Here is a 24,779-nt window from a genome sequence, read left to right as displayed (position 1 = left end):
AAAATGTATTCTGTTCAAATCATATCTTTCGAAGTTATTATTAAGCTCATGTTATATATTTCGCTGCGCCAATATGAATATGTCTGTGCAGTCGGCCGTCACGGCAGTTTGTCGGCGGCAGCCCAGCATCTCAATGTTTCGCAACCGGCCCTGTCCACTGCGCTGACGCGCGTTGAAGCCCATTTGGGGTATCCGCTGTTCGTTCGCCGCCGAGGCGCAGCCATGGCACTGACACCTCAGGGACGTACGTTCATAGACCGGGCCGAGGTCTTGCTGAAAAATGCTGCGCGAATCGAAACGTCCGATACCTCCGCGCCGGGCACCTCCAGGCTGAGATTGGGCTGCTTTACGGACCTGGCCCCCTTCCTTTTGGCCCCTGCCCTGCAACTTCTCCGCGACAGGTTCACCGATATCAACCTTACATATGTGGCCGGGTCCTTCGAAGGGCTGCTGAATGGATTGATGGATGGCCAGATTGACATCGCAATCACATACGACCTGACCATGGATGCGGGGTTCGCCCGTACAAAGCTGTTCGACAGCAGACCGAAGGCTTTGATGTCCCCGGATCATCCATTGGCGACCACTGCGGAAGTCACCCTTGCAGCGCTGGAAGGTTATCCGCTGATTCTGTCTTCGGAAGGTTTGTCCGCCCAACACATTCTCGGCCTGTTCCGGCAAAACGGGCTGCGCCCTACCGTCGCGCACCGGGCGGCATCCCTTGAGATTCAACGCAGCCTTGCCGCCCATGGTGAGGGAATCGGGATCAGCTATGCCAGCCCACCCAGCAGCTTCAGTTATGACAACAAGCATCTGGTCAGCGTACCGATTGCCAATCCGGAAACAGCAGAATCCGTCGTTCTGGCACGGCACGGAACGGGACCCTCTGACACGGTCATAGAAAAGGCCGAACGTGTTTTGGTGGCCGGGCTGACAGGCGTTTAAGGTCTTTTACTTCTTGCGCAAGCGAATGACGACATCGACAGACGCGATTTCGACACCTTCCGGCGCCTCGGGAAGGCGCTGAATGACCAGCTGATCCGACGGCGCATCACTTAGCCTTGCGTCGTCTTCCCAATAAAAATGGGGGTGATCATGCGTGTTCGTGTCGAAATAGCTTTTCGATCCGTCCACTGTGATTTCTTGCAGCACACCGGCATCGCAAAAAGCGCGCAGAGTGTTGTAGACCGTTGCCAGAGACACCGCATCCCCGTTCGCCTTTGCCGATTCAAAAAGGCTTTCTGCGGTGACATGGCGATGGCGGCCGTCGCCCACCAGAAGCTCGGCCAGCGCCACGCGCTGACGCGTCGGTCGCAAGCCCGCATTCACCAGCCAACCTGTTGCGATTTCGCGGCTCTGAGGTGTCATTGATCCGATACCCGTTATTGCTGCCTTTATATATAGGGGCGCATCACCGGCAATTACAAATGAAATTCATTCGCAAGATAAGAACCAACACAACATGATGTGGCGCGCCGCTCTTGCAGGACCTTGCAAACGGGTGTTAGACGAAGCCAGATGTAAAGACAGACCCCCGGCAGGAAAGGTGGCAGAATGGCCCAGTTCCCTAGCAGTTTTGACAAAGATGATCTGCTGAAATGCGCTCGCGGTGAGTTATTTGGCCCCGGCAACGCACAATTGCCCGCCCCACCGATGCTGATGATGGACCGGATCACCGACATCTCTGCCGATGGTGGTCTGCACGGCAAGGGCCATGTGCTGGCCGAATTCGACATCACACCCGACCTTTGGTTTTTTGAGTGCCACTTTCCGGGCAACCCGATCATGCCGGGCTGTCTGGGGCTGGACGGGCTTTGGCAACTGACCGGTTTCAACCTTGGCTGGCGTGGATGGCAGGGGCGCGGCATGGCCGTTGGCGTCGGCGAAGTAAAGCTAACCGGCATGGTGCGCCCGGACCGCAAGATGCTGACGTATAAAATCGATTTCAAAAAAGCGATTCAAACGCGCCGCCTGACAATGGGTGTGGCGGATGGCATTGTCGAAGCCGATGGCGAGATGATTTATGATGTCAAGGACATGAAGGTCGTTCTATCCGAGGCCTGAGCCCGAACGGTCTGAAACAAGGAGTGCGCACATGCGTCGAGTAGTCGTCACCGGTCTGGGGGTTGTGTCCTCGATCGGGAACAATGCCGAAGAGGTTCTGACCTCGCTCAAAGCAGGTAAATCCGGGATCGTGGCCAGCGAACAGATGGCGGAACATGGTTTTCGCAGCCAGATCGCGGGAACGCTCAAGATCGACGTGGCCCAGCATGTGGACAAGCGCACATTGCGCTTCATGGGTCCAGGGGCGGCCTATGCACATATCGCCATGAGCCAGGCGATTGCCGATTCTGGTCTGACCGAAGACCAGATCATCAATCCGCGCACTGGGCTGGTTGCGGGCTCTGGCGGACCATCGACCAGCGCGATGCTGACGGCGCATCAGACTGTTCTGAAGACGGGCGCGACCAAGCGCATCGGGCCGTTTGCCGTGCCGAAATGCATGTGCTCGACGATCTCGGCCAATCTGGCGACCGCGTTCAAGATCAAGGGCATCAACTATTCGATCACGTCGGCCTGCTCGACCTCGCTGCATTGCATCGGCAACGCGGCCGAACAGATCATGCTTGGCAAGCAGGACGTCATGTTCGCCGGCGGCGGTGAAGAACTGGACTGGACGCTTTCCTGCCTGTTCGATGCAATGGGCGCGATGTCGTCGAAATATAATGACACACCCGATAAAGCCTCGCGCGCGTTCGACGAAAACCGCGATGGTTTCGTGATTTCGGGCGGCGGTGGAATCGTTGTTTTGGAAGAGCTGGACCACGCGCTGGCCCGCGGCGCCAAGATTTATGCTGAAGTTACGGGTTATGCCGCAACTTCAGACGGCCACGACATGGTGGCCCCTTCAGGTGAGGGCGGCGAGCGCGCGATGAGACTTGCTCTGAGTACCCTGCCCGAGGGGCGCAAGGTCGGCTATATCAATGCCCACGGCACCTCGACCCCCGTCGGCGATGTGGGAGAGGTAGAGGCGGTGCGCCGCATCTTTGGCGAAGGCAACGTACCCCCCATCTCCTCGACCAAGTCGATGACAGGCCACGCTCAGGGCGCGGCGGGCGCGCTTGAAACTATTTTCTGCCTGCTGATGCTGGAAAATGATTTCATTACACCATCGATCAATGTCGACACGCTTGCCGAAGGCATTCAGCCCGGTGAAATTGCAACTCAAGTGGTTGAAAACGCAGGACTGGACAGTGTCATGACCAACAGCTTCGGCTTTGGCGGCACAAACGGGTCCATGGTTCTTTCAAAGTATAACGGGTGAAAGTAATGTCGGATCTCCTCAAAGGTAAACGCGGCCTGATCATGGGCGTGGCCAATGACCGCTCGATTGCGTGGGGCATTGCCAAGGCCATGCACGAGGCTGGCGCCGAACTGGCATTCACCTATCAGGGCGAGGCATTCGGAAAACGGCTGGAGCCGTTGGCTCAGAGCCTGGGCAGCGATTTCATGGTCGATGCGGATGTCACCGACGACGAGTCGCTGGATCGCGCTTTTGGCGAGCTGGCCGAACGTTGGCCCACCATAGATTTCCTGGTCCATGCTATCGCCTATTCGGATAAGTCCGAGTTGACAGGTCGGTTCCTGAATACCACACGGGCGAATTTCAAGCATTCGATGGATGTTTCGGCCTATTCCTTCATCGAGGTCGCGCGCCGCGCCTATCCGTTGATGAAAGACAATGGCGGTTCCCTGCTGACCCTGACTTATCAGGGTTCCAACCGGGTTGTGCCCAACTACAACGTGATGGGTGTCGCAAAGGCTGCGCTGGAATCGGCAACGCGCTATCTGGCCAACGATCTTGGCCCCGATGGCATCCGCGTGAATGCGATTTCCCCGGGGCCGATGAGAACCCTTGCCGGTGCAGCCATCGGCGGCGCACGCAAGACCTACAAATTCTGCGATCAGAATGCACCGATGCGCTCTAACGCCACACTTGAAGCTGTCGGCGGAACGGCTGTGTACCTGACGTCAGATGCCGGTGCCTGCACGACGGGTGAGATCATCCGCGTTGACGGTGGTTTCCACGTTCTGGGCATGCCTCAACCCGAATCCATGTGACCATATCTTTCCCTGCCGCTGCCCAGATTTTACCATCATTAAGCGGCAGGTAATCGATATGAGCAAACTTGACCAAATCATTGCAAATAATGCACGCGTGACGCAAAGCAGGCGAAAGCCCGGCTTTCTCAGCCAACGGGCCAGGGTGCTATTGCTTACGTTGACTTCGCTGCTGCTGGTATTTGTCTTCTTTACGCAGCCACAGGTGCGGGCCGCGATTCACACTCTGATAGGGTGAGATCCGGGCCGGACACCCGGCCCGATCCATGTCTCAGTTGACTGAAACGACTTCGATCTCGAAAACCAGATCCTGCCCTGCCAGCGGATGATTTGCATCCAGGGTAACAGTGGCTTCGTTTGAATCCACAACCGTTACAGGCACGGCCTGACCTTCTGGCGTTTGCATCTGCAACTGTGTCCCGGGATCCAGGGGGATGTCGTCTGGAATGCCTTCACGGGGAATTTCCTGACGCATCGCCGGGTTGATCGGGCCGTAGGCGTCGGTGCAGGCAATCTCGACCCGCGTCTTGTCCCCGGTGGACAGGCCCGGCATGGCACGGTCCAGACCGGGGATGATCTGGCCCGACCCGACCACGAATTCCAACGGATCCCGCCCGTCCGAGCTGTCAAAGACTTTGCCGTCCAGCAACGTCCCGGTGTAGTGGATGCGAACCGTGTCGCCTTGTTTGATTTCGGTCATCGTGGCCTCCGGCCGTTCCAAGGGGTTAAGCGGCCAACCCTATAGGTTGACACAATGTTGTAAACCCTCGGCTCTTTCACCCCCTGCGCCGATGTGCCAACCTGCGCGCAATCAAAGGAGGATCATATGGCGATCACGACCTGTGTGTTCGACGCCTACGGAACATTGTTCGATGTCGCCGCGGCTGCCCGACAGGCGGCAGACGAGCCGGGTTTCGAAGCCCTGAAAGACAAATGGACCACCGTTGCGGGGCATTGGCGCCTGAAACAACTGCAATACACATGGCTGCGCGCCGTGGCGGATGCACATGCGGATTTCTGGGACGTCACCCAGGACGGGCTGGATTGGGCTCTGGAGGCCGCAGGCCTGCAAGGCAACCCGGAACTGCGCCAACGTCTGCTTGATCTCTATTGGGAATTGCAGGCCTATCCCGAAGTTCCGGCCATGCTGAAAGCCCTCAAGGATGGTGGGCTGCAAACGGCGATCCTGTCCAACGGGTCGCCCCCCATGCTGGACGGAGCCGTAAAGTCCGCCGGAATCGGCGATGTATTGGATGATGTTCTGTCGGTCGAAAGCATCGGCATCTTCAAACCCCACGCCCGTGTCTATGATCTGGTGCAAGACAGGTTTGGCTGCGCACGCGATGAGGTCTTGTTCGTCAGTTCGAACGGCTGGGACGCTGCCGGGGCAAGCGGTTACGGTTTTGTGACCGCATGGGTCAATCGGATTGGTGAACCCATGGATCGCCTACCCTGGACACCTGCACATGTGCTGTCCGATCTGACCTCGATTCCCAAGCTGGCCGGTCTCTGATGTCAGAATTCATGACAACGGACGGCAGGCGCATCTATTTCGAAGAGGCCGGCACCGGCACGCCGCTTTTGTGTCTGGCCGGTCTGACCCGAAACAGCCGCGACTTTTCGTTTTTTGCGCCACATGCAACGGGCCTGCGCATGATCGCCATGGATTACAGGGGGCGCGGGCGTTCGGAATACGACCCCGATTTCATGAACTACAATATCTTCCGCGAATCCCATGACGCGATTGAGCTGCTCGATCATCTGGGGATCGAGAAAGCAGCCATTCTGGGCACATCGCGCGGCGGGCTGATCGCCATGGCGCTGGCCGCAAGCCACCCTGAACGTCTGGCCGCCGTAATTCTGAATGACGTGGGGCCGGTAATCGAGCCGTCGGGTATCGCCAAGATCATGGCCTACGTGGGGGCGCAGCCCACGGCCAAAACCTATGATGAAGCCGCCGCCGCATTGAAACACGTAATGGAGCCGCAATTTCCCGGTGTTCCACTGGAGACCTGGCGCAAGCAGGCAGAATTTCAGTATGAAATGCGCAAGGATGGGCTGAAGCTGCGATATGATCCAGCCTTGCGCAAAGCGCTTCTTGAACAAGCTGCAAGCGGGGCAGCCCCTGATCTATGGGTGTTCTTCGAAGCCTTGCGCGACATTCCCACCGGTGTGATCCGGGGCGCGAATTCCGATGTTCTGGGCGCGGACACTCTGGCCGAGATGCGGCACCGACACCCGGGCCTGATCTCGGTCGAGGTACCGGATCGCGGGCACGTTCCGCTCCTGAACGAACCCCAATCACTGGACCTGATACAGAAGGTATTGAAGAACGCCGCATGAGCACATTTGAGATGATCGAAGCCGCCGCAGAACGGCTGAAAGGACACGTTCGCGAAACGCCGATCCTGTCGTCGCCCTTTCTCGACACGCTTGCGGGCCGCCGGATTTGGGTCAAACCGGAATGCCTGCAACATACAGGCAGTTTCAAGTTTCGCGGCGCGTGGTCGGCCATTTCGGCGCTGGATGAGGGCATACGCCAGCGTGGTGTGATCGCATATTCATCAGGCAACCATGCGCAAGGCGTTGCGATGGCCGCCGCGAAGCACGGGATTGCCTCGGTCATTGTCATGCCGTCGGACGCGCCGCAACTCAAGATCGACAACACCCGCGCGCTGGGCGGCGAAGTCGTTTTGTACGATCGTGCGAATGAAAAACGGGAGGAAATAGGCGAGGCCATCGCTGCCGAACGTGGTCTGACCCTGATCCGCCCCTATGACGAACCGCAGGTCATCGCGGGGCAAGGTACAACCGGGCTGGAAATCGCCTGGCAGGCAGCGGAAATTGGGGTTTCGCAGGCGGATGTTCTGATCTGTTGCGGCGGCGGAGGTTTGACCTCGGGCATTGCGCTGGCGCTGGAGAAAAACGCGCCGAATTTGCGGGCGCGCCCCTGCGAGCCGGAAGGGTTCGACGACGTCAAACGATCCTTGGCGTCAGGTCGCATTCAACACAACAATGCGGCGTCGGGTAACATATGCGATGCGATCCTGACACCGCAGCCCGGCGATATCACCTTTCCGATCCTTCATCGTCTTTGCGGCCCCGGACTCTCTGTCACCGAAGACGAGGCATTGCAGGCGATGGCATATGCCTTTCTGCGCCTCAAAATCGTGTTGGAACCCGGCGGCGCCGTAGCCCTGGCCGCGGCCCTTTTCCGGGGCGACGAGATCGAAGGCGACGACGTGATCGTCGTCACATCGGGCGGGAATGTCGATCCGGGAATTTTTGCTAAGGCGTTGGAATTCCTGACCTGACATGGGTGCGAAAGCTGTGCAAATTGCATCAGGACCGCATGACGACAAGGACCTTTGTCATGATGATCGCTGATCTGGGCGACGTGAAACTGAACTATCGCATCGACGGCCCCACGGACGGTGCACCCATTGTGTTTGCCAATTCCCTGGGAACCGATCTGCATCTTTGGGACGCGGTGCTGCCATACATGCCCGACGGGCTGCGCATCATCCGGTATGACAAACGTGGGCACGGGCAATCCTCGGTGCCGCCTGCACCTTATTCGATGGGCGCTTTGGTGCGGGATGCCGAGGCGCTGCTGGATCACCTTCAGGTTCGCGATTGCGTCTTTGTCGGCCTCTCGATTGGCGGGATGATCGCGCAGGGGCTGGCGGTCAAACGCATGGACCAGATTCGTGCGCTGGTGCTGTCGAACACCGCTGCCAAGATCGCCACGCCTTCGATCTGGCAAGAGCGTATTCAGGCGGTGCGAAAGGGCGGGATCGAGGCTCTGGCCGATGCCACGATGGAGCGCTGGTTCTCGCGCGAATACCGCCGCGCGCAAGACCACCTGCCTTGGCGCAATATGATGGTCAGCCAACCAGTCGAAGGGTATCTGGGCTGCTGTGCCGCCATTGCCGGTACCGACTTTTATACCCCCACAAGCGGCCTGCGCCTGCCCACGCTTGGGATTGCGGGCAGCGAAGACGGATCGACCCCGCCCGATCTGGTGCGGGAAACGATTGATCTTGTTCCCGGATCCCGATTTCGGCTGATGCGCCGCGCAGGACATTTGCCTTGCGTTGAGAAACCCGCGGAATACGCAGAGATCCTGACCGGATTTCTGACCGAGATAGGACATGTCTGAAGGAGAATGACAATGGCGTCCTTCCTGTTGGTCCATGGCTCGTGTCACGGCGCCTGGTGCTGGCGCGACCTGATCCCCGCTTTGGAAGCCCTGGGCCATTCCGCCCGCGCCATCGACATGCCCAGCCATGGTGCAGACCCCACGCCGGTGGCCGACGTCACGCTGGACAGTTGCCGCGATGCCATTTTGAACGCCTGTACACCCGATACGATCGTCGTCGGCCATTCCTGGGCCGGCTTTCCGATCAGCGCCGCAGCCGAGGCGCACCCGGATGCAATGCGCGCCTTGATTTACCTGTGTGCCTATGTCCCTCGGGATGGTCTTTCGATGGCGGAAATGCGCAGGCGCGGGCCACGGCAAACCATTGCGCACGCAGTGGAAAAATCTGCGGACGGGCTTTCCTATACCGTGTCCGTGGATGCGATCCCACAGCTGTTTTATCACGATTGCCCGGACGACGTCCTGCCATACGCATACGCGCGCCTGTGTCCGCAAGCCATCCTGCCACAAGAAACACCGCTGCCTGTCGGTCCACGCTTTGCCAAAGCTCCCAAGGCCTATGTCCGAACAACCGACGACCACACGATACCGACCGAGTACCAGGCAGACATGAGCGCCTGCGTCCCCGAAAACCTTCGACGTACAATCGACAGCTCGCATTCGCCGTTTTTTTCACATCCGCAGGAATTGGCTGAGCTTCTGTCCGAACTAGCGGGCAAACTCTAGCAACCTGCCGCAACGACATTGGGTGTCCGGCGGAACTGTCTCTTTCCTCATTCGTCGGGCATGACTAGGGTGCCGCTCACAACTCATTTGTTCAGGTCCCATGCGTCTGCCGTTTTTCTTCATCCTCGGCATCGTCATGATCGATGCTATGGGCATTGGTCTTGTGATGCCGATCATGCCGCAACTGATTGTCGAGGTTCAGGGCGGCACCCTGGCCAATGCCGCGATCTGGGGCGGTGTGCTGAGCACAGCCTTTGCCGCGATGCAATTCATCTTCGGCCCCATTCTGGGAAACCTTTCCGATGCTTACGGGCGCAGAACGGTATTGCTGGTGTCCTTGTTCGTCATGGCGCTGGACTACGTCGTCATGGCCATGGCGGGCAGCATCTGGCTTTTGCTGGTCGGACGTATCGTCGGCGGCATCACGGCGGCCACCCATTCGACAGCGGCGGCTTTCATGGCCGATGTGTCCGCCCCAAAAGACAAGGCCGCAAATTTCGGCCTTCTGGGCGCGGCATTTGGCGTGGGGTTCGTTCTGGGTCCGGTGATCGGCGGATTGCTAAGCGAATTTGGAACCCGTGCACCATTCTGGGCTGCTGCGGGTTTGGCGGCGCTGACCTTCTGCATCGGATGTTTCGTGATGCCCGAAACGGTGACCGATGAAAACAGGCGTGCCTTCAACCTGCGGCGCGCGAACCCGGTGAACTCGCTTCGCGCCATAGCATCATTGCCCGGCATCCAGCCGATGCTGTGGGTCTATTTCCTGTATTCGGTTTCAATCTACGTCTATCCGGCCATCTGGTCCTATTTCACGACCGAGCGCTTCGGTTGGTCCGCGCAGATGATCGGCCTGTCGCTTGGAGTCTATGGTATCGGCATGGCCGTCGTGCAAGGCGGTCTGATCCGCCCGGCCATCCGGCTTTTGGGCGAGCGGGCAACAATCATCTATGGCATGATCTTTGAAATCATGAGCTTCGCCATTCTGGCCTTTCTGACCAACGGCCTGATCGCACTGCTTCTCATTCCGATTACGGCCATTGGGGCGGTCATCACACCCGCCCTTCAGGCGATGATGTCACGGGCCACACCAGATTCGCAGCAAGGCGAATTGCAGGGTGTCCTGACTGCGTTGCATGCGCTTTCGATGGTGATCTCACCGTTGGTGATGACCAGCGTATTCGCGCAGTTCATTCGACCTGACACCCCGCTCTACCTGCCCGGCGCCCCTTTTCTGCTGGCACTTTTGTTGATGCTGGCAGGGTTCCTTCTGTTTAGGCGGTCCCGGCCTGTCGTAGCGTAACAACGACACGCAAATGGCGGTTTCTGCCTTGCGAGCCGCCTTTTCCCGCGCCACCGTGAACCCAACGGGAGTGAGGGACAACATGCAAAAAATCAAAGCCGCAGTCTGCCGGGCATTTGGCGAGCCACTGGTGATCGAAGACGTTCATCTGGCCCCCCCTGGCACGGGCGAGGTCGAGGTGACACTGGATGCCGTGGCCATCTGCCATTCGGACATTTCCTATGCCGAAGGCGCATGGGGAGGGTTCCTGCCAGCCGTTTATGGGCACGAAGCCGCAGGCGTGATCACAGCAGTCGGAGAGGCGGCCGGGGATTTCAAGGTCGGCGACCCTGTGGTGGTGACCCTGATCCGCGCCTGCGGGTCTTGCCCTGCCTGCGCAGGCGGGCAACCGACAATTTGCGAAACACCCTACGACACTGTCAAAGGTCCATTGAAAACAGGCGATGGCGGCCCGCTTGAACAAGCGATGGCATGCGCGGCCTTTGCCGAAAAGGTCGTGGTAAGCCACCGCCAGATCGTCAAAATCCCGGATGGCCTGCCCAAGGAACTGGCCAGCCTGCTGTCCTGCGGTGTGATCACCGGGGTCGGCGCTGCGGTGAATGCGGCAGGCGTGCGCCCCGGCCAGGACGTGGTGGTCATTGGGGCAGGCGGTGTCGGCCTGAACGCAATTCAAGGCGCGCGGATTGCAGGCGCCCGGCGGATCGTGGCCGTGGACATGACCGAAGAAAAGCTTGAGATCGCCAAAGAGTTCGGCGCAACCCACGGCGTCCTGGCCAGCTTGGATCAACCTTGGAAAGCCGCATACAGGGCGCTGGGGGGGCGCGGTGCCGATGCCGTTCTGATCACTGTCGGCGCGGTTCCCGCTTATGATCAGGCTCCGCGTTATCTTGGGCGCGGCGGCAAGGCGATCATGATCGGGATGCCACATTCCGGTGACATGGCCAGCTATGAACCTGTTGTATTGGCAGCCCTGGGCCAGGGTGTCGTCGGGTCGAAAATGGGCGACGTGGTCATTCAGCGCGACATACCCTGGATGGTGGACCTGTATAAACAGGGGCGGTTGAAACTGGACGAGCTGATCTCGGGCCGCTGGTCTCTGGATCAGATCAACGAGGCCATCGCCGACACCAAAACCGGATCGGCCAAGCGAAATGTGATCCTGTTCGACAGGACCTGACCCACCGAAAGGATTTGGGATGAAACTTCAGGATCTAGACGTCATCGTCACCGCCCCGCCCGCACCTGGCTGGGGAGGGCGATACTGGATACTTGTCAAAGTGACGACCGATACCGGCATCACGGGATGGGGTGAATGTTATGCCTCGTCCGTAGGCCCCGAAGCGATGCGTCATGTCATTCAGGACGTGTTCGACCGGCATATGTTGGGAGAAAACCCCGAAAACATTGAACTCATGTTCCGCCGCGCCTATTCCAGCGGCTTTACGCAGCGCCCGGACCTGACGGTGATGGGCGCATTCTCGGGGTTGGAAGTCGCCTGCTGGGACATTCTGGGCAAAGATCGCGACAGGCCGGTGCATGCGCTGCTGGGCGGCAGGATGAATGACCGGATCCGGGCCTATACTTACCTTTACCCCCTGCCCCAGCACAACCTGAACGATTTCTGGACCTCTGCCGAACAGGCCGGTGAAACGGCGGCGGAAATGGTAAGCCGTGGCTACACCGCCGTGAAATTCGACCCCGCAGGCCCCTATACCATCCGCGGCGGGCACATGCCCGCGATGCGCGACATTTCCATGTCCGTCGCCTTCTGCAAGGCGATCCGCGAGGCCGTGGGGGACAGGGCCGATCTGCTGTTCGGCACCCATGGCCAGTTCAACACAGCCGGTGCAATTCGGCTGGGGCAGGCGTTGGAACCATACCAACCCCTGTGGTTCGAAGAACCTACGCCGCCGGACAATATCGAAGACATGGCCCTCGTCGCGCGCAATGTACGCATTCCGGTTGCAACCGGAGAACGGATGACCACAAAGGCCGAATTCGGAGCCGTCCTGCGCGCCGGAGCCGCCGAAATCCTGCAACCGGCCCTGGGACGCGCAGGCGGAATCTGGGAGATGAAGAAAGTCGCTGCCATAGCCGAGGTCTTCAACGCGCAGATGGCTCCGCACCTGTATGCCGGCCCGGTGGAATGGGCCGCCAATATTCATCTGGCGGCGTCCATTCCCAACCTGCTGCTTCTGGAAACCATCGAAACACAGTTCCACGATCAACTGATCAAGGGCTCGATCCGGGTCGAGAATGGCTTTGTCGCCGCCCCGGATGCTCCGGGCCTTGGGATCGATGTCGATGAAGACCTGGCCCGCGCGCACCCATATGACGGAGACGGTTTGCATCTGCAAATGCAGGAAGACCCATGCGATTACGTTGAAGGCAACGCTTTTCAAGGGGGCGCCCCGGCAACCGAGGGGTGACAATATCAATGGCCTTGATGCATATTGGCATCACGAAACGCGATATGACGGTCAGAAAGTGGCACTCAACGAAACCGAACCTCAGGCACACCCAACAGACGCTCTGCCAGACATGAAAGACAATGCTGCACGCGCGGCAGCATTTCTTAAAACACTGGCGCATGAGGGGCGCCTGATGATCTTGTGCCATCTTGGTGGTGGTGAAAAATCCGTTGGCCAACTTGAAGAGCTGCTTCAGCTGCGGCAGGCCGCAGTCAGCCAAATGCTTGCGCGCCTGCGCGAGGAAGAGTTGGTCTCGACGCGTCGGGAAGGCAAAACGATCTATTATTCATTGCGCGACGGCGCCACGGAAAAAGTGATCAGTCTGCTTTATGATTTGTTCTGCAACACGGACTGCTGATCGCTAATTGGACACATAGCCGGCGATCACCTGCAACAGCTTGAATGCGGTCGCCGCGTCGTTTTCCACAACGGCAAGGAATTCTTCTTCACCTATCCGCAAGCAGGAAAGCTTGGTTTCCGCCACCATGCTCAGCGCACGCGGTTCTTTTCTGATCAGGCCCAACTCTCCGACCAAAGCACCAGGCCCGACTTTGGTGATCAATTGGTCAGGCCCCTGTTCTTGCGGCAGATACAAACCTGCTTCGCCCTCCAGCACAACATAGGCACCGTCGGTGGGTTGGTCATCTTTCAAGAACACCACCTGCCCCGGCTCGGCATCAAACCAGCGCGCACCAAAGGCCAGCAGGCGCAGCTGCCGCCGATCCAGGCCCGAAAACAACGGGGTTTGTTCCAGAGCGCGCAGTTTCCGCGTCAAATCCGCCGATGCCGCACTGTCTTCCTCCACCTCTACAGGCCCTCCGTCCGAGACCACACGACCTTGCCGGATTTCCACATACATGTCGAATGCACCGGGGTTTTCGAACTGATCATTCAGATAGACAACAGTGGTGTCCGGCAGCAGTTCACGAAGCCGTTTATAGACAGCAACCTGCGTTTTCATGTCGTAGCTGGCCAGCGCATTTTCCAGAATCAGGATGTCAGGTTTCTTGATCGTCGCACGGGTAAAGGCCAAGGGTTCGGCAAATACCGCCGGAAGATTCTGACCGCCCAAAGCAACCTGCACATCATAGATCAGCTCTGTTACCAATGGGCGCGCGCCGTTTTCAGCCAACACATCGACAATCACCTTGCGGGCTTCGTCCGAACGGGAACCGCCAATCTGGCTGACTTTTCCGAACAGCGCATTTTCCATGACCGTCAATCCGGGCGCAAAGACGTTCGGATCCAATGGAACGAAGACGTCTTGCAAACGCTCCATCAGTTTCTCGGAATGGCTGTGCCGGAGTTCGAGGATGCGATCCTTCAGTTCATCCGTGAACGCAGGTCCGATCTGTTCGGCAGAGATCACAAATGGCACCGCCAACATGTTGGCAAGCTGTTCGTCATCCAGCCCGTCCGAACCTTCTTTGCGGGTCTGGTCCACCAGATCCACCGCAATTTCATAGGTTTTTGCATCAAGACCAAGCTTTTGGAACAACGGGTGGTCGGTTCCATCGATCCCGAAGATCTGGCGCAGCATGTCGATCACATCGCGGGTCAACGCGATCAATGTCTCGTCCAGCCCCAGTTCACGCAACTGTCCGAGAAAGACCTTTTGCTGCGCAAGCAAAGCTTGTGTCACAGGAACACGTGGCGTTGCGAAAAGCAGATTTTCAGCCACAGGCAGAGCCGCGTTATAGGTGTTCCGGTCAAAGACAAGCGCCTGTTGTTCCAGCCCGGCCTCCCGAACGGCCTGCTGCAAGACCGGGCGCAGCTCGATCAGTTTCTTTGCCAGTTCACAATGCTCGGCCGCATCGAAACTTTGTTCGGCGCCCCGTTGGAACAGCGCTGCGCCAAACCCCATTCCATCAATCAACTGCAGCCACCAGGCACGCAGTTCTGCGGCGTCCTGAAAGCCGGCCAGAGTTGGGTCCAGCCATTCCGCCCTGAACGGATCGGCACTGTTGCCCGCCCTCAGAGTTTCAAGAAAATCCGGATCGTCCGGCGGGTCAGTCAGCGGTTTGAACCGCATCGGCATCATCACGTTGTCGCCCAGCGTACCCTGAAACATGACAGGGCGTGATGTGACATACCCGATACGCGCGGCGACAACCGCCTGATGCAACTCGGCCAGTTTCAGGTCTCCGATCCGAACCTGGCCAGCACTTGGACGTATTTCCCGTGTCAGCAATTCGCCGATGGCGCGTCGATCTTCCTCGCTGGGGGCGGCGATCCCAATTGTCTTTCCGGCAGGAAAACTGAGGTCCAGATCATCGAGCACCTGATTGCCATCCATGTCACGCACCGAAACGTGGTCCAGCACGATGTTGCCGTTCAGGTGCGGCCACTCGGCAGGTTCACCTTCAAACAAGGCTTCATCGAGCATTCCGGCCGGAGCAAACCGGTCAATGACCACATCCCAGCGCAGCGACATGTCCTGGGTCTGGTTGTAATAGGTCAGCAGCTCTTTCCATGGTGAGCTGAGATCCTTGTACGCGGCCAATGCGGCAACCAGCGCCCCCAGCGAAACCGAACCCTGAAGCACCAACAGACCGCCAACCAGATAGAACATGAACGGTGTAAGTTGCGAGATGAAGTTGTTCAGGAACTTCATGAAGAACTTCTTTTGATAGATCTGGAAACGGATGCCGAACAGGCGTCCCAATTGCTCCGAGACCATCGACCGGCGATAACGCCAGCCGCCATTGGTCCGCAGGGTGGACGCGCCCGCCGCGTTCTCGCCGATCTGCGCCGCCAGAACCCGAACCTCCTGAATGCGTTTTTTGTTCAGCAGGTTTATCTGGCGTTGCAGCTTGGGGATCAACCAGGCCTGCAAGGGTATCAGCGCCACGGCGGCCAGCCCGAACCAGACGCTTTGCAGGAACAGGAAGGAAAGTATGGTGATCATTTGGCCGGCCTGAAGAACCGGCTGGCTGATCGCATCGCCCATCAGGCCGCCCATCGGCTCGCTTTCGGCGGTGATCATTGATACCATTTCACCCTGGCTGACACGCTCGAAATAGGGTTGAGGAAAGCGCAGCGCCCGGCTGATCAACTGATAGCGAAAGCGCCGCAGCATCCGTTCACTCAGCACGCCCTTCATGGTGTTGATGCGCATTTTCATCAGGCCGTGGCACAGCACGGCCGCCAGAAAGGCAAAGCACAGAACAACCAGAAAATTGGTCTGCGACATGGAATAGCCCAAGATCGTCACCTCAGAGGTGGACGACCCGATCGCGTCATTGATTATTCGTTTTGGCAACTCAAGCGTGAGGTACAGCAAAGGAAACAGCGTCGCCGTCACGGCCAGCAGGATCAGCTGTTCGCGCTTGGAGTATTTCCAGATAAAGCGGAAAATTGTGCGTTCTATGGAACCTGCCCCTGCTGCTGACCTTCGACGTGGATTAAACGCAATGCATGCAATTTCAACAGCATGAATCAAATATCATCCAGACAGGATAAGCAAATTTTTCCCTTTTGGAAAATTTCTTGACCGAATGTGAACTAGTTCATTTACGCGTGCCCGTTTTATTGCCTAATGTTGGCGTCAGAACGATATCGGGAGGGTTCTTTTGACTGCCAGTATTGGCGCAGTGTTTCTTATGCTTTGTCTTTTGTTGATCAAGCATATGTTCGCTGACTACTACCTGCAGACACCGAAGATGCTTTCCGGTCGGGGAGAGTATTTTCACTTGGGACGCGCGCAACATGCCGCTGTGCATGTTGTGGGTTCTGTCGTCGTTTTTTTGGTGTTCGGCGCGCCGTTGTCTTTTATTCTGATTGTCGGGGCGCTGGAATGGTTCATCCATTTCAATATCGATTTCATCAAGGCCAGCTATTCAGACAAAAAGCGACTTGAGCCAACGCAACCCGCTTTTTGGCGCGCTGCAGGTTTGGATCAGTTGATGCACAACTTAACTTATGTTGCGATGGTTTGGGCCTGGGTTACCTTCGCCGCCGCCTGAACGGTGTCAGGCCGCGTTCTCCGATACGGCAAGCCGATAGGCCCTTAGCCACATCCGATCCAATGCGTCAATCGCAGCAGGGTCGAACCGGTGTTCGACTTCCCAATACCGACCCGAGGCTACATAATATCCAAGATCATCTTCCATTCGCTGCACATTGTGCATGGCTGCAATATCGGGAAGCGGTGCGGCTGTCAGGTCAGATATGTTGACGGATGGAAATACCAGCCGGCTTGGCGCGCCGGATAACCGTACGGTTCTGCACCCCTGAGCGGCTGCAAAAAGACCCAGTCGGGCGGCCTTCGCTTCAAGCGAACGCAGTGTCACGTCCTCTCGCAAAGGGTCCGCCGTGCCATTTCCGTAAAAATGTGTTCGCCCCGATCCTGAATACATCATGTCGCAACCGGAAAAAGCCAGAACATCCGGCTTCAGGGCTGACAAAGCCCAATAGCCTGCCGTGAAAGCCATCGTTCCGCCGGCATAGACGAACCCGCCATAGTCATTCTGTCTTGGGACATATTCGTCGGCAGTGACTATGTGTTGAGTGCCAAGAACTTTTTCAGGGCGGCGCTCTGCCGGAAAGTCTTCGGGGTGGATCAGGTAATCCCAGTCTTCTCGGATGCGCCACGCGTTGTTGATGGCGACGATATGCGTGAAAGGCGCGCGCGACCATGCCCGCGCCTCCAGCGCCGATGGGGCGCTGCCAAGGATCAATACGGTTGTCTTTCGGTCGGTCATGTCAGGGCCGGGCTTGTTGACAGCCCCACATGACATAGACCGTTTGCGAAACGCGACTAGCCCAGAACCGAGAAACTGCTTTCCTCATTGATCGGGCGTTTGCGCGAGTAGAAGCCCACGTCGATTGTCCGCTTGATGTATGGCAATTCGAACTGCAACGGTTTCGCGTCATGATCGGCGCCACCTTCACAGTAGTCGATCAGTGCCGCCATCATCTTGCCCGCAATCGGCGCATTCTTGTATTGGTTTCCGCTTGAACCACAGGCCATGTAGAACCCCGGCAGGCTGGATTTGTCATAGATCGGAATCCAGTCGGTAGACGCATCATACAGGTCAACCACACCCCGCGTTTTTGATGGAATGCCAAGGCTGGGCACACGCTGCGCATACCGCATGGCCTGCGTGGTCCATTGATCGGTGAATTCACGATTGTAGTTCACATCGTCCTCGCACCACTGATGCGGATCACATTCCGGATCCTCAGATCCGACAAGGATGTGATTGCCGTGTTCCGGGCGGGAATAGCAGGCAATGTCACTGTCCGAAACGATGGTTCCGTCGTGTTCAAAATCGAACCCTTCAGGGGCTGGAACGTGCACGACCTCTTGCCGCAAGGGCCGGGTTTTGATGGTCATATCGTCCAGAACGCCGGCCATCTTGTTGATGATGGACGAACCAGGCCCTGCCACATTGACCACAACCTTGGCGTGGATTTCCTCGCCCGCGGCCAGCTTGACGCCGGAAACGCGCCCGCCCTCGGTCAGGATTTCCGTGACTTCAGCGCCGGTTCGCACCTCGGCCCCGTGCAGCTTCGCTGCATCCATCAGGTTCTGCGCCGACAGGGCCGGGTCGGTGACATAGCCCGCCTTAGGCCAATACACCCCGCCCGTCATTCTGCGCCCGTTGGGTTGGCCGAATTCAGGGTCGTCCATTCGGCGCGCGGGGGCAAAGCTGTCCAGCGAATAGACCGGCAAGCGTTCCAGCACTTTTTCACCTGACCATTCCTCGAACGGGCAATCCAGCTCGGACGAATTGCGCATGTGCTTTTCCAGCATCCCGTTCGCCTCGGTTTTCATGACCAGACAGCCGGTTTCGCGGAACTGCGCAAGGTTGGCGTCTTCCGGCAAGCCAAGATACGCGGCCCAGTCGCGCCAGTAATGGTAGCCTTCCCAGGCAAACGCGGTTCCATCGAATGTGGAATAATGCATCCGGATAATAGCGCAGGACCCCGCGGTAGAACCGTGCCCGACCTGAGAATTCCGGTCCAAAGACAGGGTTTTCCATCCCGCTTTGGACATCTCGAACGCAATGGCCGCGCCGATCACGCCGGTTCCGATGATGATTGCGTCTGGTTGGCTCATGTCTGGTTTCCTTTCCAAAAGCGCAGGGAATATGCGCTGAATTCTTCAACTTCCTCGGGTTTCGGCTCGACGCCTGTGAAGGCGTAGAGGTAATGCGGCACCATCGACAGCCGCATTTCGATAGGTTCATTCAATTGCGCCAGATCATAACCGATCTGCATGTAATACAGCACGCGCGCCCGGGTTTCGGCTTCGATCTCGGAATAGCCGTAGCGGGCGAACATGGTGTGCAGCGCTTCCAGCCTGCGGGCGTCCGACTGGTCCAGCATACGCCGCACCTTGCCTGATTTTCGCGCCCAGTCACGTACCGCAAAATCCAGCGCCGTATCGAACAAATCGGTGTTCACCACGCACCGATGAACGTTGCAGACGGCCGCCGTTATCGTCTCGGCCGGTGCTTCGGCCTGCGCGACCAAAGCGGCTGTGTTGGTGGCCTGCCAACGCGCCAGCAATGCATCCAGCAACTCTTGCCGGGATTTGAAGTACCAATAGAACGACGACCGCGATACTGCCATCCGTTCGGCCAGGTTCAGGACCTTGATCTGGTCCACCCCGTCCGAAATCAGCACATCCATCGCCACGTTCAACCAGTCGTCACGCGTGACCTTGATGTTGCCGATCAATGGCTCGGCCTCGGGGTCATCGCGATGAAGGATCGGTTTCGGGCTCATTCAACTCTCCGGTGGGGCACCGCCCTCGGCGGTACGACGGGCAATGAAGTCATGTAAATCACCTGTCCGATCATTGTCGACAGCGGGTGCCCGGAAGTCGTTCAAAATGCCTTTCCAAACATCCGTTGCCCGATGGTTCGCGTCCACCGACCCGCGTTCGGCCCAGGTGCCGAAATTGGCGTAGTCATGGACATGCGGTTGATAGAACTCAGTATTATAGCGCTCCATCGTCTGGCTTGATGCAAAGAAGTGGCCACTGGGTTCAACCTCGCTCAATGCAGTTTCGAACCCGATCTCGGACGGCCCTGCCCGCGCACCTGCGCACAGTTCGGCGACCATATTCAGCACTTCCGCATCGCAGACCAGCTTTTCGAAGGAAACCGTCAACCCGCCTTCCAACCAGCCTGCGGAGTGGATGATCACCGTTGCGCCGGCCATAAGGCATCCCCAAAGGCCAAACTGGTTCTCGTTTGCGGCCTGTACGTCGTTGGTGTTTGACGCCGATCCGGCAGCCGACCGCCAGGGCAAACCAAGATGCCGCGCCAGTTGACCGGCAGCCAGCGATGCCTGAAAATGCGACGGCGTCCCAAAGGCGGGCGCGCCGGACTTCATGTCCACGTTACTGGTGAACGTGCCATAACAGACCGGCGCACCAGGATTGGCAAGTTGGGTCAAAGTCAGCGCGGCAAGGGCCTCGGCATGAGACAAGGTGATCGCCCCGGCCACGGTGATCGGCGCCATCGCGCCCATCAGGGTAAAGGGTGTGATGATCGACATCTGACCGTGGCGGGCAAAGTCGATCAGACCTTGCGCCATCGGGATATCCAATGTGCGCGGGCTGTTGGTGTTGATGATCGTATAGCAATGCGCATGACCCCGGAACGCATCATCCGAAAGACCGCGTGCCGTGCTCAGCATCTCAAAGCAGTCCATCACCTGCGGGGTTCCACGCGAAAAGAAGAACGGAAACTTGTCCGTCAATTCCATCTGCGCCCGAGTCGTGAAGTAATGGCGCAGATGGGTCGGCACATCCTGCGGCTCGACCTGTGGCGAAATCATCTGGAACACGTCGAAATGATGGGTGAGCTTCAGGAACTCCAGATAATCCTGACCTGTCGCCGGGCGCCGACCACGCTCAAGGTCGGTTGCGTTCGGCGCGCCGGCTCCGGGTTGAAACACCAGCGCGCCCAGTTCGAGCGTAAAATCGCGACGCCGCGAGCCGGCGCGACAGGCGATGGATTTGGGCGCTGACGCGACTGCGGCTTCAACCATCTCGCGCCCGATAAACACCATCTCAGTGTCTTCATCCACCCGCGCGCCGCCCTGTTTGAACAGTTTCCGCGCCTCGGGCAGCAGGGTCTTTACCCCCAACTCTTCCAGTGTCCGCAAGGCGGTGTCATGCATGTCCGCGATCTGATCGGCCGGGAACACTTCCATCTGTGGGAAAGGGTTCCTGAGCTGGCGATAGTTCACATCGCGACCGGGCTGCGGGGCGGCTTCAGCCCCCCGCCCCCGCCGTCGGCGCCCGCGCTCTGCAACAGTCATGATCAGCCTCGCATCGCTTTGCCTTCGGGGTCATAAGGCGACGGCGCGATCACACGCGCCGGACGTTCAACGCCCACCACGTGGACGGACAGTTCCGTGCCCGGTTCCGCCTTGTCCCGATCGATCAGGGCCATCGCCAAAGACTTGCCGGTATAATGCCCGTAGCCGCCCGAGGTTACGAAGCCAACGCGCTCGCCATTGGCCCAGACCGGTTCGTATCCGCTGGCATCTGCATCCAGTGCATCAATTTCCAGTGTCGCCTGAATTTGCGCGGGGCCGTTGCCGTCACGTTCGGCAAGCGCGCCCGCCTTTCCAACAAAGTCCTTGTCCCAGTCGATCCAGCGATCCATTCCGGTCATGCCCGGTGTATAGGCCTGCGTGAACTCTGCCGACCAGATGCCAAAGCTTTTTTCAAGCCGTGTTGACAGCATCGCGTTGAAGCCACATTCGCGGATGCCTTCCTCGGCCCCTGCGTCCAGCAGGATGCGGCGCAGCTTGATATGGTCGCCATAGCGGCAGTTGATCTCGTACCCCTTTTCTCCGGTCACCGACATGCGGGCGACGCGGGCGCGCACGAGGCCGATATCGAAATCGCCGCACCCCATGAACTTCAGGCCCGAGATATCCTGTTCCGCCAGTTTTTCCACAACCGCCTGTGACTTCGGCCCAACCACGGCAAAGCCGCAATATTCCTCGCCCAAATCACGGATATTGACGCCATCCATCACGTGATCGTCGAACCAGCGCATATGCCAGGCCCGCAGGTAGTAACTGCCCATGATCCACCAGGTCCCGTCGCCCCAGTTCAGCACCGTCAGATCGCCCTTCAGGCGTCCATCCTCACTCAACATCGGGGCCAGTTTCGCACGGCCTGGGCCGGGGAGCTTGGACGCCATTACCATATCCAGCCAGGCTTCTGCGTTCGGACCTGAAACCTCGAACCGCGAAAAGCCCGTAATATCCAGCAAGCCCGCACCTTCGCGGATCACTTTGCATTCCTCGGCCACGATGTCATGCGCGTTCGAACGCTTGAGCGTCGGGGTTTCCTCGAACCCTTTCGGCGCGAAATAAAGCGGTACTTCAAGATCCCAGCTGACGCCCCATTTGCACCCTGCCTCGGTCATCGCATCATGCGCCGGTGCCATTTTAAGAGGCCGCCCGGCGGGCAGTTGCTCGTTCGGATAGGTCATCACGAAGCGGCGGGAATAGAACTGCCCGGTCGTCTCGCGGATATAGCGCTTGTTCTGGGCATAGTCGCCATAGCGCGCCACGTCCATCGGCCAGGCGTCGGCCTCGGGCTCGCCATGGATCATCCATTCGGCCAGCGTCTTGCCGACGCCGCCGCCTTGCAGAAACCCGGCCATCACCGCGCAGGCGGTCCAATAGCCGCGCTTGCCCGGCACCGGACCGACCAGAGGGTTGCCGTCGGGCGAGAAGGTGAACGCGCCGTTCACCCATGTCTTGATGCCCACGTTCTGGATCGCCGGATAGCGTTCGAACCCCAGCGTCAGTTCGTTTTCGATGCGGTCCAGCTGTTCCTGGAAAAGCTCTTCGCCATAGTTCCACGGCGCGCCGTCCATGGCCCAGTGTTCGTGATCCACCTCGTAGATGCCCACCAGAACGCCCTTCTGGTCCTGCCGCATATAGGTGAAGCCCTCGAGGTCCACGGTCATCGGCATCTCGAAATCGGCCGCCGCGACCTCGGGCACCGTGTCGGTGATCAGGTAATGGTGTTTCAGCGGAGAAACCGGCAGTTCGACCCCAGCCATGCGCCCCACCTGCTTGGCCCACAAACCGGCGGCGTTGACCACATGTTCGCAAGTGATCGTGCCCCTGTCGGTCACCACCTGCCAGCCATCCGCCGTCTGGATCAGTTCCTCGACCTTGGTTTCTTCATAGTATTCCGCCCCGCGCTTTTTCGCGGCTGTGGCATAGGCCTGCACGGTGCCTGTGGTGTCGATATAGCCTTCGCGGTCGGCCCACATCGCGCCCAGAATGCCATCGGTGGACATGATCGGGCAGCGTTTCTGCGCCTCTTCAGGGCTCAGCAGTTCACAGTCATCAATGCCGATGGACTGGAAGATACGGTAATTGGCCTGCAACCACTCCCACCGCTCGGGGGTTCCCGCCAGCGTCAGACCACCGGTCATGTGCAGGCCGATATTCTGGCCTGATTCCTTCTCGATCTCGCTGAGCAGATCAATCGTATAGGCCTGCAAAGACGCCATGTTCGGATCGGCATTCAAAGCATGAATGCCCCCCGCTGCGTGCCAGGACGACCCAGACGCCAGCCGCCGCCGCTCCAACATGACGACATCCGACCAGCCAAACTTGGCCAGGTGATACAGAACCGAGGCCCCGACAACGCCTCCTCCGATGACCACGACGCGATATTGGGATTTCATCCCGACCTCCCCTGAACAGAATCTGAGGAGACGCTAGTGGCACTGTTCACATCTGTCTAGACATTTCTGTACAGTGCCGATCACAACGCAACACGGCACGGTTCGGCAGGTTTACAGACTTGCGCTTGGACGAGATTGGATGGCTCGAAACCACGCCAGGGTGGCCGCGTTGTCTTCCGGGATACGCATCTTGATGACGCGGGCGAAATCGACAAAAACGAATGCCGAGATATCCGCCAGGGAAAACGCGTCACTGGCCACAAAAGGGCTTTTCGTCAGACGTGATTCCAGCATTTCAAAGAAGGATGCCACACGCTCGCGCCCGCGCAGTGCAAGTTCGGGAATCTGCGCATGATTGGAAGGGCCTGGAATGGCGCGATCCTTGAAGGCAGGATGTCCATTGCGCAGAGCCTCGGCAATCGGTGCCCCGCCCTGATGTTCGACGATCGCGTTCCACATCAGAACCAATCCTTTTTCTTCGGGGGTTCGGCCCATCAAAGGCGGTTCGGGAAACCGTGCCTCCAGAAATGCCGCAATGCCCAGATTTTCTGTCAGAACGGTTCCGTCATCCGTTACCAGAACCGGGATCGTGGCCCGTGGGTTCACGGCGCGAAAGGCTTCGCTCAATTGTTCACCTTTCGCAATCGAGACCTCATGCGTTTCGATATCCAAACCTTTTTCGGCAATGAACATCCGCGCACGACGGGGGTTTGGAGCAGTGGAGCAATCGTAAAAAATCATGCCGTTACTCCTTTTCGGTCAGCGGCGATATATGAAACAGCGCCCTTCGACGGCGCCTTCGGGCAACGGCATCTCGGTCAGCCCTTCGAAATACATCCGATCACTTGAGACCATCAGCCCGCCCGGAGCAAGCAAAGGCTCGATGAGCGGAGATACAAACCGCGCGAATTTGTCATTCTTTTCGCGATTGTGCCCACCAAGATCCGCGTGGATCAGGCTGGCTGACGCGCCGAACCGCTCAACCGATGCAGGCAGGGTATCCCGCACATCGCCCAGAATCACGTGATCTTCGGGCGGGGTCGAGTCGGGGTGCGAAGCCACCGCGCGTTCGAACACATAGACCGGGCGGCCATCCATGTGCTGCACAAGATGGTGATACGTACGCCCGTTGCCCAAACCCAATTCGAACACCGGACCTGTCATGCCCGCAGTTTGCCGGATTGCGTAATCCAGACAAGCGCGCTGTGACACCATGCGATCGATGAACAGATCCAGACGGCTTTGATTCTCGGACACCGGAAAATATCTCCTTGATACCATTCGAGAGCATAAATGCGCCCGATGCCGTCCTT

The 24,779-nt window shown here is 58.4% G+C and carries 24 protein-coding genes; 14 read left to right on the top strand and 10 right to left on the bottom strand.

Annotated elements, in window-relative coordinates:
• Window positions 1-48 precede the first annotated feature (48 nt).
• Window positions 49-945: a LysR family transcriptional regulator gene (locus ACR0C6_RS11140; protein ID WP_480619317.1), complete on the top strand. Its 897-nt coding sequence runs from the start codon at window positions 49-51 to the stop codon at window positions 943-945.
• 6 nt (window positions 946-951) lie between these two features.
• Here ACR0C6_RS11140 and irrA read toward each other — a convergent pair whose 3' ends face one another.
• Window positions 952-1,368 carry an iron response transcriptional regulator IrrA gene (irrA, locus tag ACR0C6_RS11135; RefSeq protein WP_170344907.1) on the bottom strand — a complete coding sequence of 139 codons (417 nt, stop codon included), beginning with the start codon at window positions 1,366-1,368 and terminating at the stop codon, window positions 952-954.
• A gap of 186 nt (window positions 1,369-1,554) precedes the next feature.
• On the opposite strand from irrA, the gene fabA reads away from it, so the two are divergent.
• From fabA to ACR0C6_RS11120, 3 genes are read left to right on the top strand one after another with little or no spacing between them, the layout of a single operon-like run.
• Complete coding sequence (gene fabA / locus ACR0C6_RS11130; protein ID WP_152457158.1) at window positions 1,555-2,064, top strand: bifunctional 3-hydroxydecanoyl-ACP dehydratase/trans-2-decenoyl-ACP isomerase; 510 nt, start codon at window positions 1,555-1,557, stop codon at window positions 2,062-2,064.
• A 31-nt stretch (window positions 2,065-2,095) separates the two neighbouring features.
• Complete coding sequence (fabB, locus tag ACR0C6_RS11125; RefSeq protein ID WP_480619315.1) at window positions 2,096-3,325, top strand: beta-ketoacyl-ACP synthase I; 1,230 nt, start codon at window positions 2,096-2,098, stop codon at window positions 3,323-3,325.
• Between the two features lie 5 nt (window positions 3,326-3,330).
• Window positions 3,331-4,122: an enoyl-ACP reductase FabI gene (locus ACR0C6_RS11120; protein WP_171170948.1), complete on the top strand. Its 792-nt coding sequence runs from the start codon at window positions 3,331-3,333 to the stop codon at window positions 4,120-4,122.
• A gap of 271 nt (window positions 4,123-4,393) precedes the next feature.
• Here ACR0C6_RS11120 and ACR0C6_RS11115 read toward each other — a convergent pair whose 3' ends face one another.
• Window positions 4,394-4,822: an FKBP-type peptidyl-prolyl cis-trans isomerase gene (locus ACR0C6_RS11115; RefSeq protein WP_171330048.1), complete on the bottom strand. Its 429-nt coding sequence runs from the start codon at window positions 4,820-4,822 to the stop codon at window positions 4,394-4,396.
• 126 nt (window positions 4,823-4,948) lie between these two features.
• On the opposite strand from ACR0C6_RS11115, the gene ACR0C6_RS11110 reads away from it, so the two are divergent.
• From ACR0C6_RS11110 to ACR0C6_RS11070, 9 genes are all read left to right on the top strand, one after another.
• A complete protein-coding gene (locus ACR0C6_RS11110; RefSeq protein WP_480619313.1) occupies window positions 4,949-5,635 on the top strand; it encodes a haloacid dehalogenase type II in 687 nt (228 codons plus the stop codon).
• A complete protein-coding gene (locus tag ACR0C6_RS11105; protein ID WP_480619311.1) occupies window positions 5,635-6,465 on the top strand; it encodes an alpha/beta fold hydrolase in 831 nt (276 codons plus the stop codon). Before ACR0C6_RS11110 ends, ACR0C6_RS11105 begins: the two co-directional genes overlap by 1 nt.
• Window positions 6,462-7,436: a threonine ammonia-lyase gene (locus tag ACR0C6_RS11100; RefSeq protein WP_480619310.1), complete on the top strand. Its 975-nt coding sequence runs from the start codon at window positions 6,462-6,464 to the stop codon at window positions 7,434-7,436. The genes ACR0C6_RS11105 and ACR0C6_RS11100 overlap by 4 nt, the downstream gene beginning before the upstream one ends.
• Before the next feature lie 59 nt (window positions 7,437-7,495).
• A complete protein-coding gene (gene pcaD, locus ACR0C6_RS11095; protein WP_480619529.1) occupies window positions 7,496-8,284 on the top strand; it encodes a 3-oxoadipate enol-lactonase in 789 nt (262 codons plus the stop codon).
• Between the two features lie 12 nt (window positions 8,285-8,296).
• Complete coding sequence (locus ACR0C6_RS11090) at window positions 8,297-9,010, top strand: alpha/beta fold hydrolase (protein ID WP_480619308.1); 714 nt, start codon at window positions 8,297-8,299, stop codon at window positions 9,008-9,010.
• Between the two features lie 100 nt (window positions 9,011-9,110).
• Entirely contained in the window at window positions 9,111-10,310 is a 1,200-nt protein-coding gene (locus ACR0C6_RS11085) for a TCR/Tet family MFS transporter (protein ID WP_480619307.1), read from the top strand.
• 82 nt (window positions 10,311-10,392) lie between these two features.
• A complete protein-coding gene (locus ACR0C6_RS11080; protein ID WP_480619305.1) occupies window positions 10,393-11,487 on the top strand; it encodes a Zn-dependent alcohol dehydrogenase in 1,095 nt (364 codons plus the stop codon).
• 19 nt (window positions 11,488-11,506) lie between these two features.
• Window positions 11,507-12,739, top strand: coding sequence for a mandelate racemase/muconate lactonizing enzyme family protein (locus ACR0C6_RS11075; protein ID WP_480619303.1), 1,233 nt, complete (start codon window positions 11,507-11,509; stop codon window positions 12,737-12,739).
• 112 nt (window positions 12,740-12,851) lie between these two features.
• The gene (locus ACR0C6_RS11070; RefSeq protein WP_171229702.1) at window positions 12,852-13,139 is read left to right on the top strand and encodes an ArsR/SmtB family transcription factor; all 288 of its coding nucleotides are present in this window, start codon (window positions 12,852-12,854) and stop codon (window positions 13,137-13,139) included.
• Between the two features lie 3 nt (window positions 13,140-13,142).
• On the opposite strand, the gene ACR0C6_RS11065 is transcribed toward ACR0C6_RS11070, so the two are convergent.
• Complete coding sequence (locus ACR0C6_RS11065; protein WP_480619527.1) at window positions 13,143-16,139, bottom strand: cyclic nucleotide-binding domain-containing protein; 2,997 nt, start codon at window positions 16,137-16,139, stop codon at window positions 13,143-13,145.
• Window positions 16,140-16,383: 244 nt separating this feature from the next.
• On the opposite strand from ACR0C6_RS11065, the gene ACR0C6_RS11060 reads away from it, so the two are divergent.
• Window positions 16,384-16,746, top strand: a complete 363-nt coding sequence (locus ACR0C6_RS11060) for a DUF3307 domain-containing protein (RefSeq protein ID WP_371419740.1) — start codon at window positions 16,384-16,386, stop codon at window positions 16,744-16,746.
• 6 nt (window positions 16,747-16,752) lie between these two features.
• On the opposite strand, the gene ACR0C6_RS11055 is transcribed toward ACR0C6_RS11060, so the two are convergent.
• From ACR0C6_RS11055 to ACR0C6_RS11025, 7 genes are all read right to left on the bottom strand, one after another.
• Entirely contained in the window at window positions 16,753-17,484 is a 732-nt protein-coding gene (locus ACR0C6_RS11055) for a hypothetical protein (protein WP_480619302.1), read from the bottom strand.
• A gap of 56 nt (window positions 17,485-17,540) precedes the next feature.
• Window positions 17,541-18,845, bottom strand: coding sequence for an NAD(P)/FAD-dependent oxidoreductase (locus tag ACR0C6_RS11050; protein ID WP_480619300.1), 1,305 nt, complete (start codon window positions 18,843-18,845; stop codon window positions 17,541-17,543).
• Window positions 18,842-19,516, bottom strand: coding sequence for a TetR/AcrR family transcriptional regulator (locus tag ACR0C6_RS11045; protein ID WP_480619298.1), 675 nt, complete (start codon window positions 19,514-19,516; stop codon window positions 18,842-18,844). The genes ACR0C6_RS11050 and ACR0C6_RS11045 overlap by 4 nt, the downstream gene beginning before the upstream one ends.
• Window positions 19,517-21,061, bottom strand: coding sequence for a trimethylamine methyltransferase family protein (locus ACR0C6_RS11040; RefSeq protein ID WP_480619296.1), 1,545 nt, complete (start codon window positions 21,059-21,061; stop codon window positions 19,517-19,519).
• Between the two features lie 2 nt (window positions 21,062-21,063).
• Window positions 21,064-23,466, bottom strand: a complete 2,403-nt coding sequence (locus tag ACR0C6_RS11035; RefSeq protein WP_480619294.1) for a GcvT family protein — start codon at window positions 23,464-23,466, stop codon at window positions 21,064-21,066.
• A gap of 111 nt (window positions 23,467-23,577) precedes the next feature.
• The gene (locus ACR0C6_RS11030; RefSeq protein WP_480619292.1) at window positions 23,578-24,207 is read right to left on the bottom strand and encodes a glutathione S-transferase family protein; all 630 of its coding nucleotides are present in this window, start codon (window positions 24,205-24,207) and stop codon (window positions 23,578-23,580) included.
• A gap of 18 nt (window positions 24,208-24,225) precedes the next feature.
• The gene (locus ACR0C6_RS11025; protein ID WP_171117334.1) at window positions 24,226-24,747 is read right to left on the bottom strand and encodes a class I SAM-dependent methyltransferase; all 522 of its coding nucleotides are present in this window, start codon (window positions 24,745-24,747) and stop codon (window positions 24,226-24,228) included.
• Window positions 24,748-24,779 lie beyond the last annotated feature (32 nt).

The organism is Ruegeria sp. AL12 (genome assembly GCF_056540885.1).
Note: the sequence above shows the minus strand (reverse complement) of the source record. Positions and strands in the feature narration are given on the sequence as shown.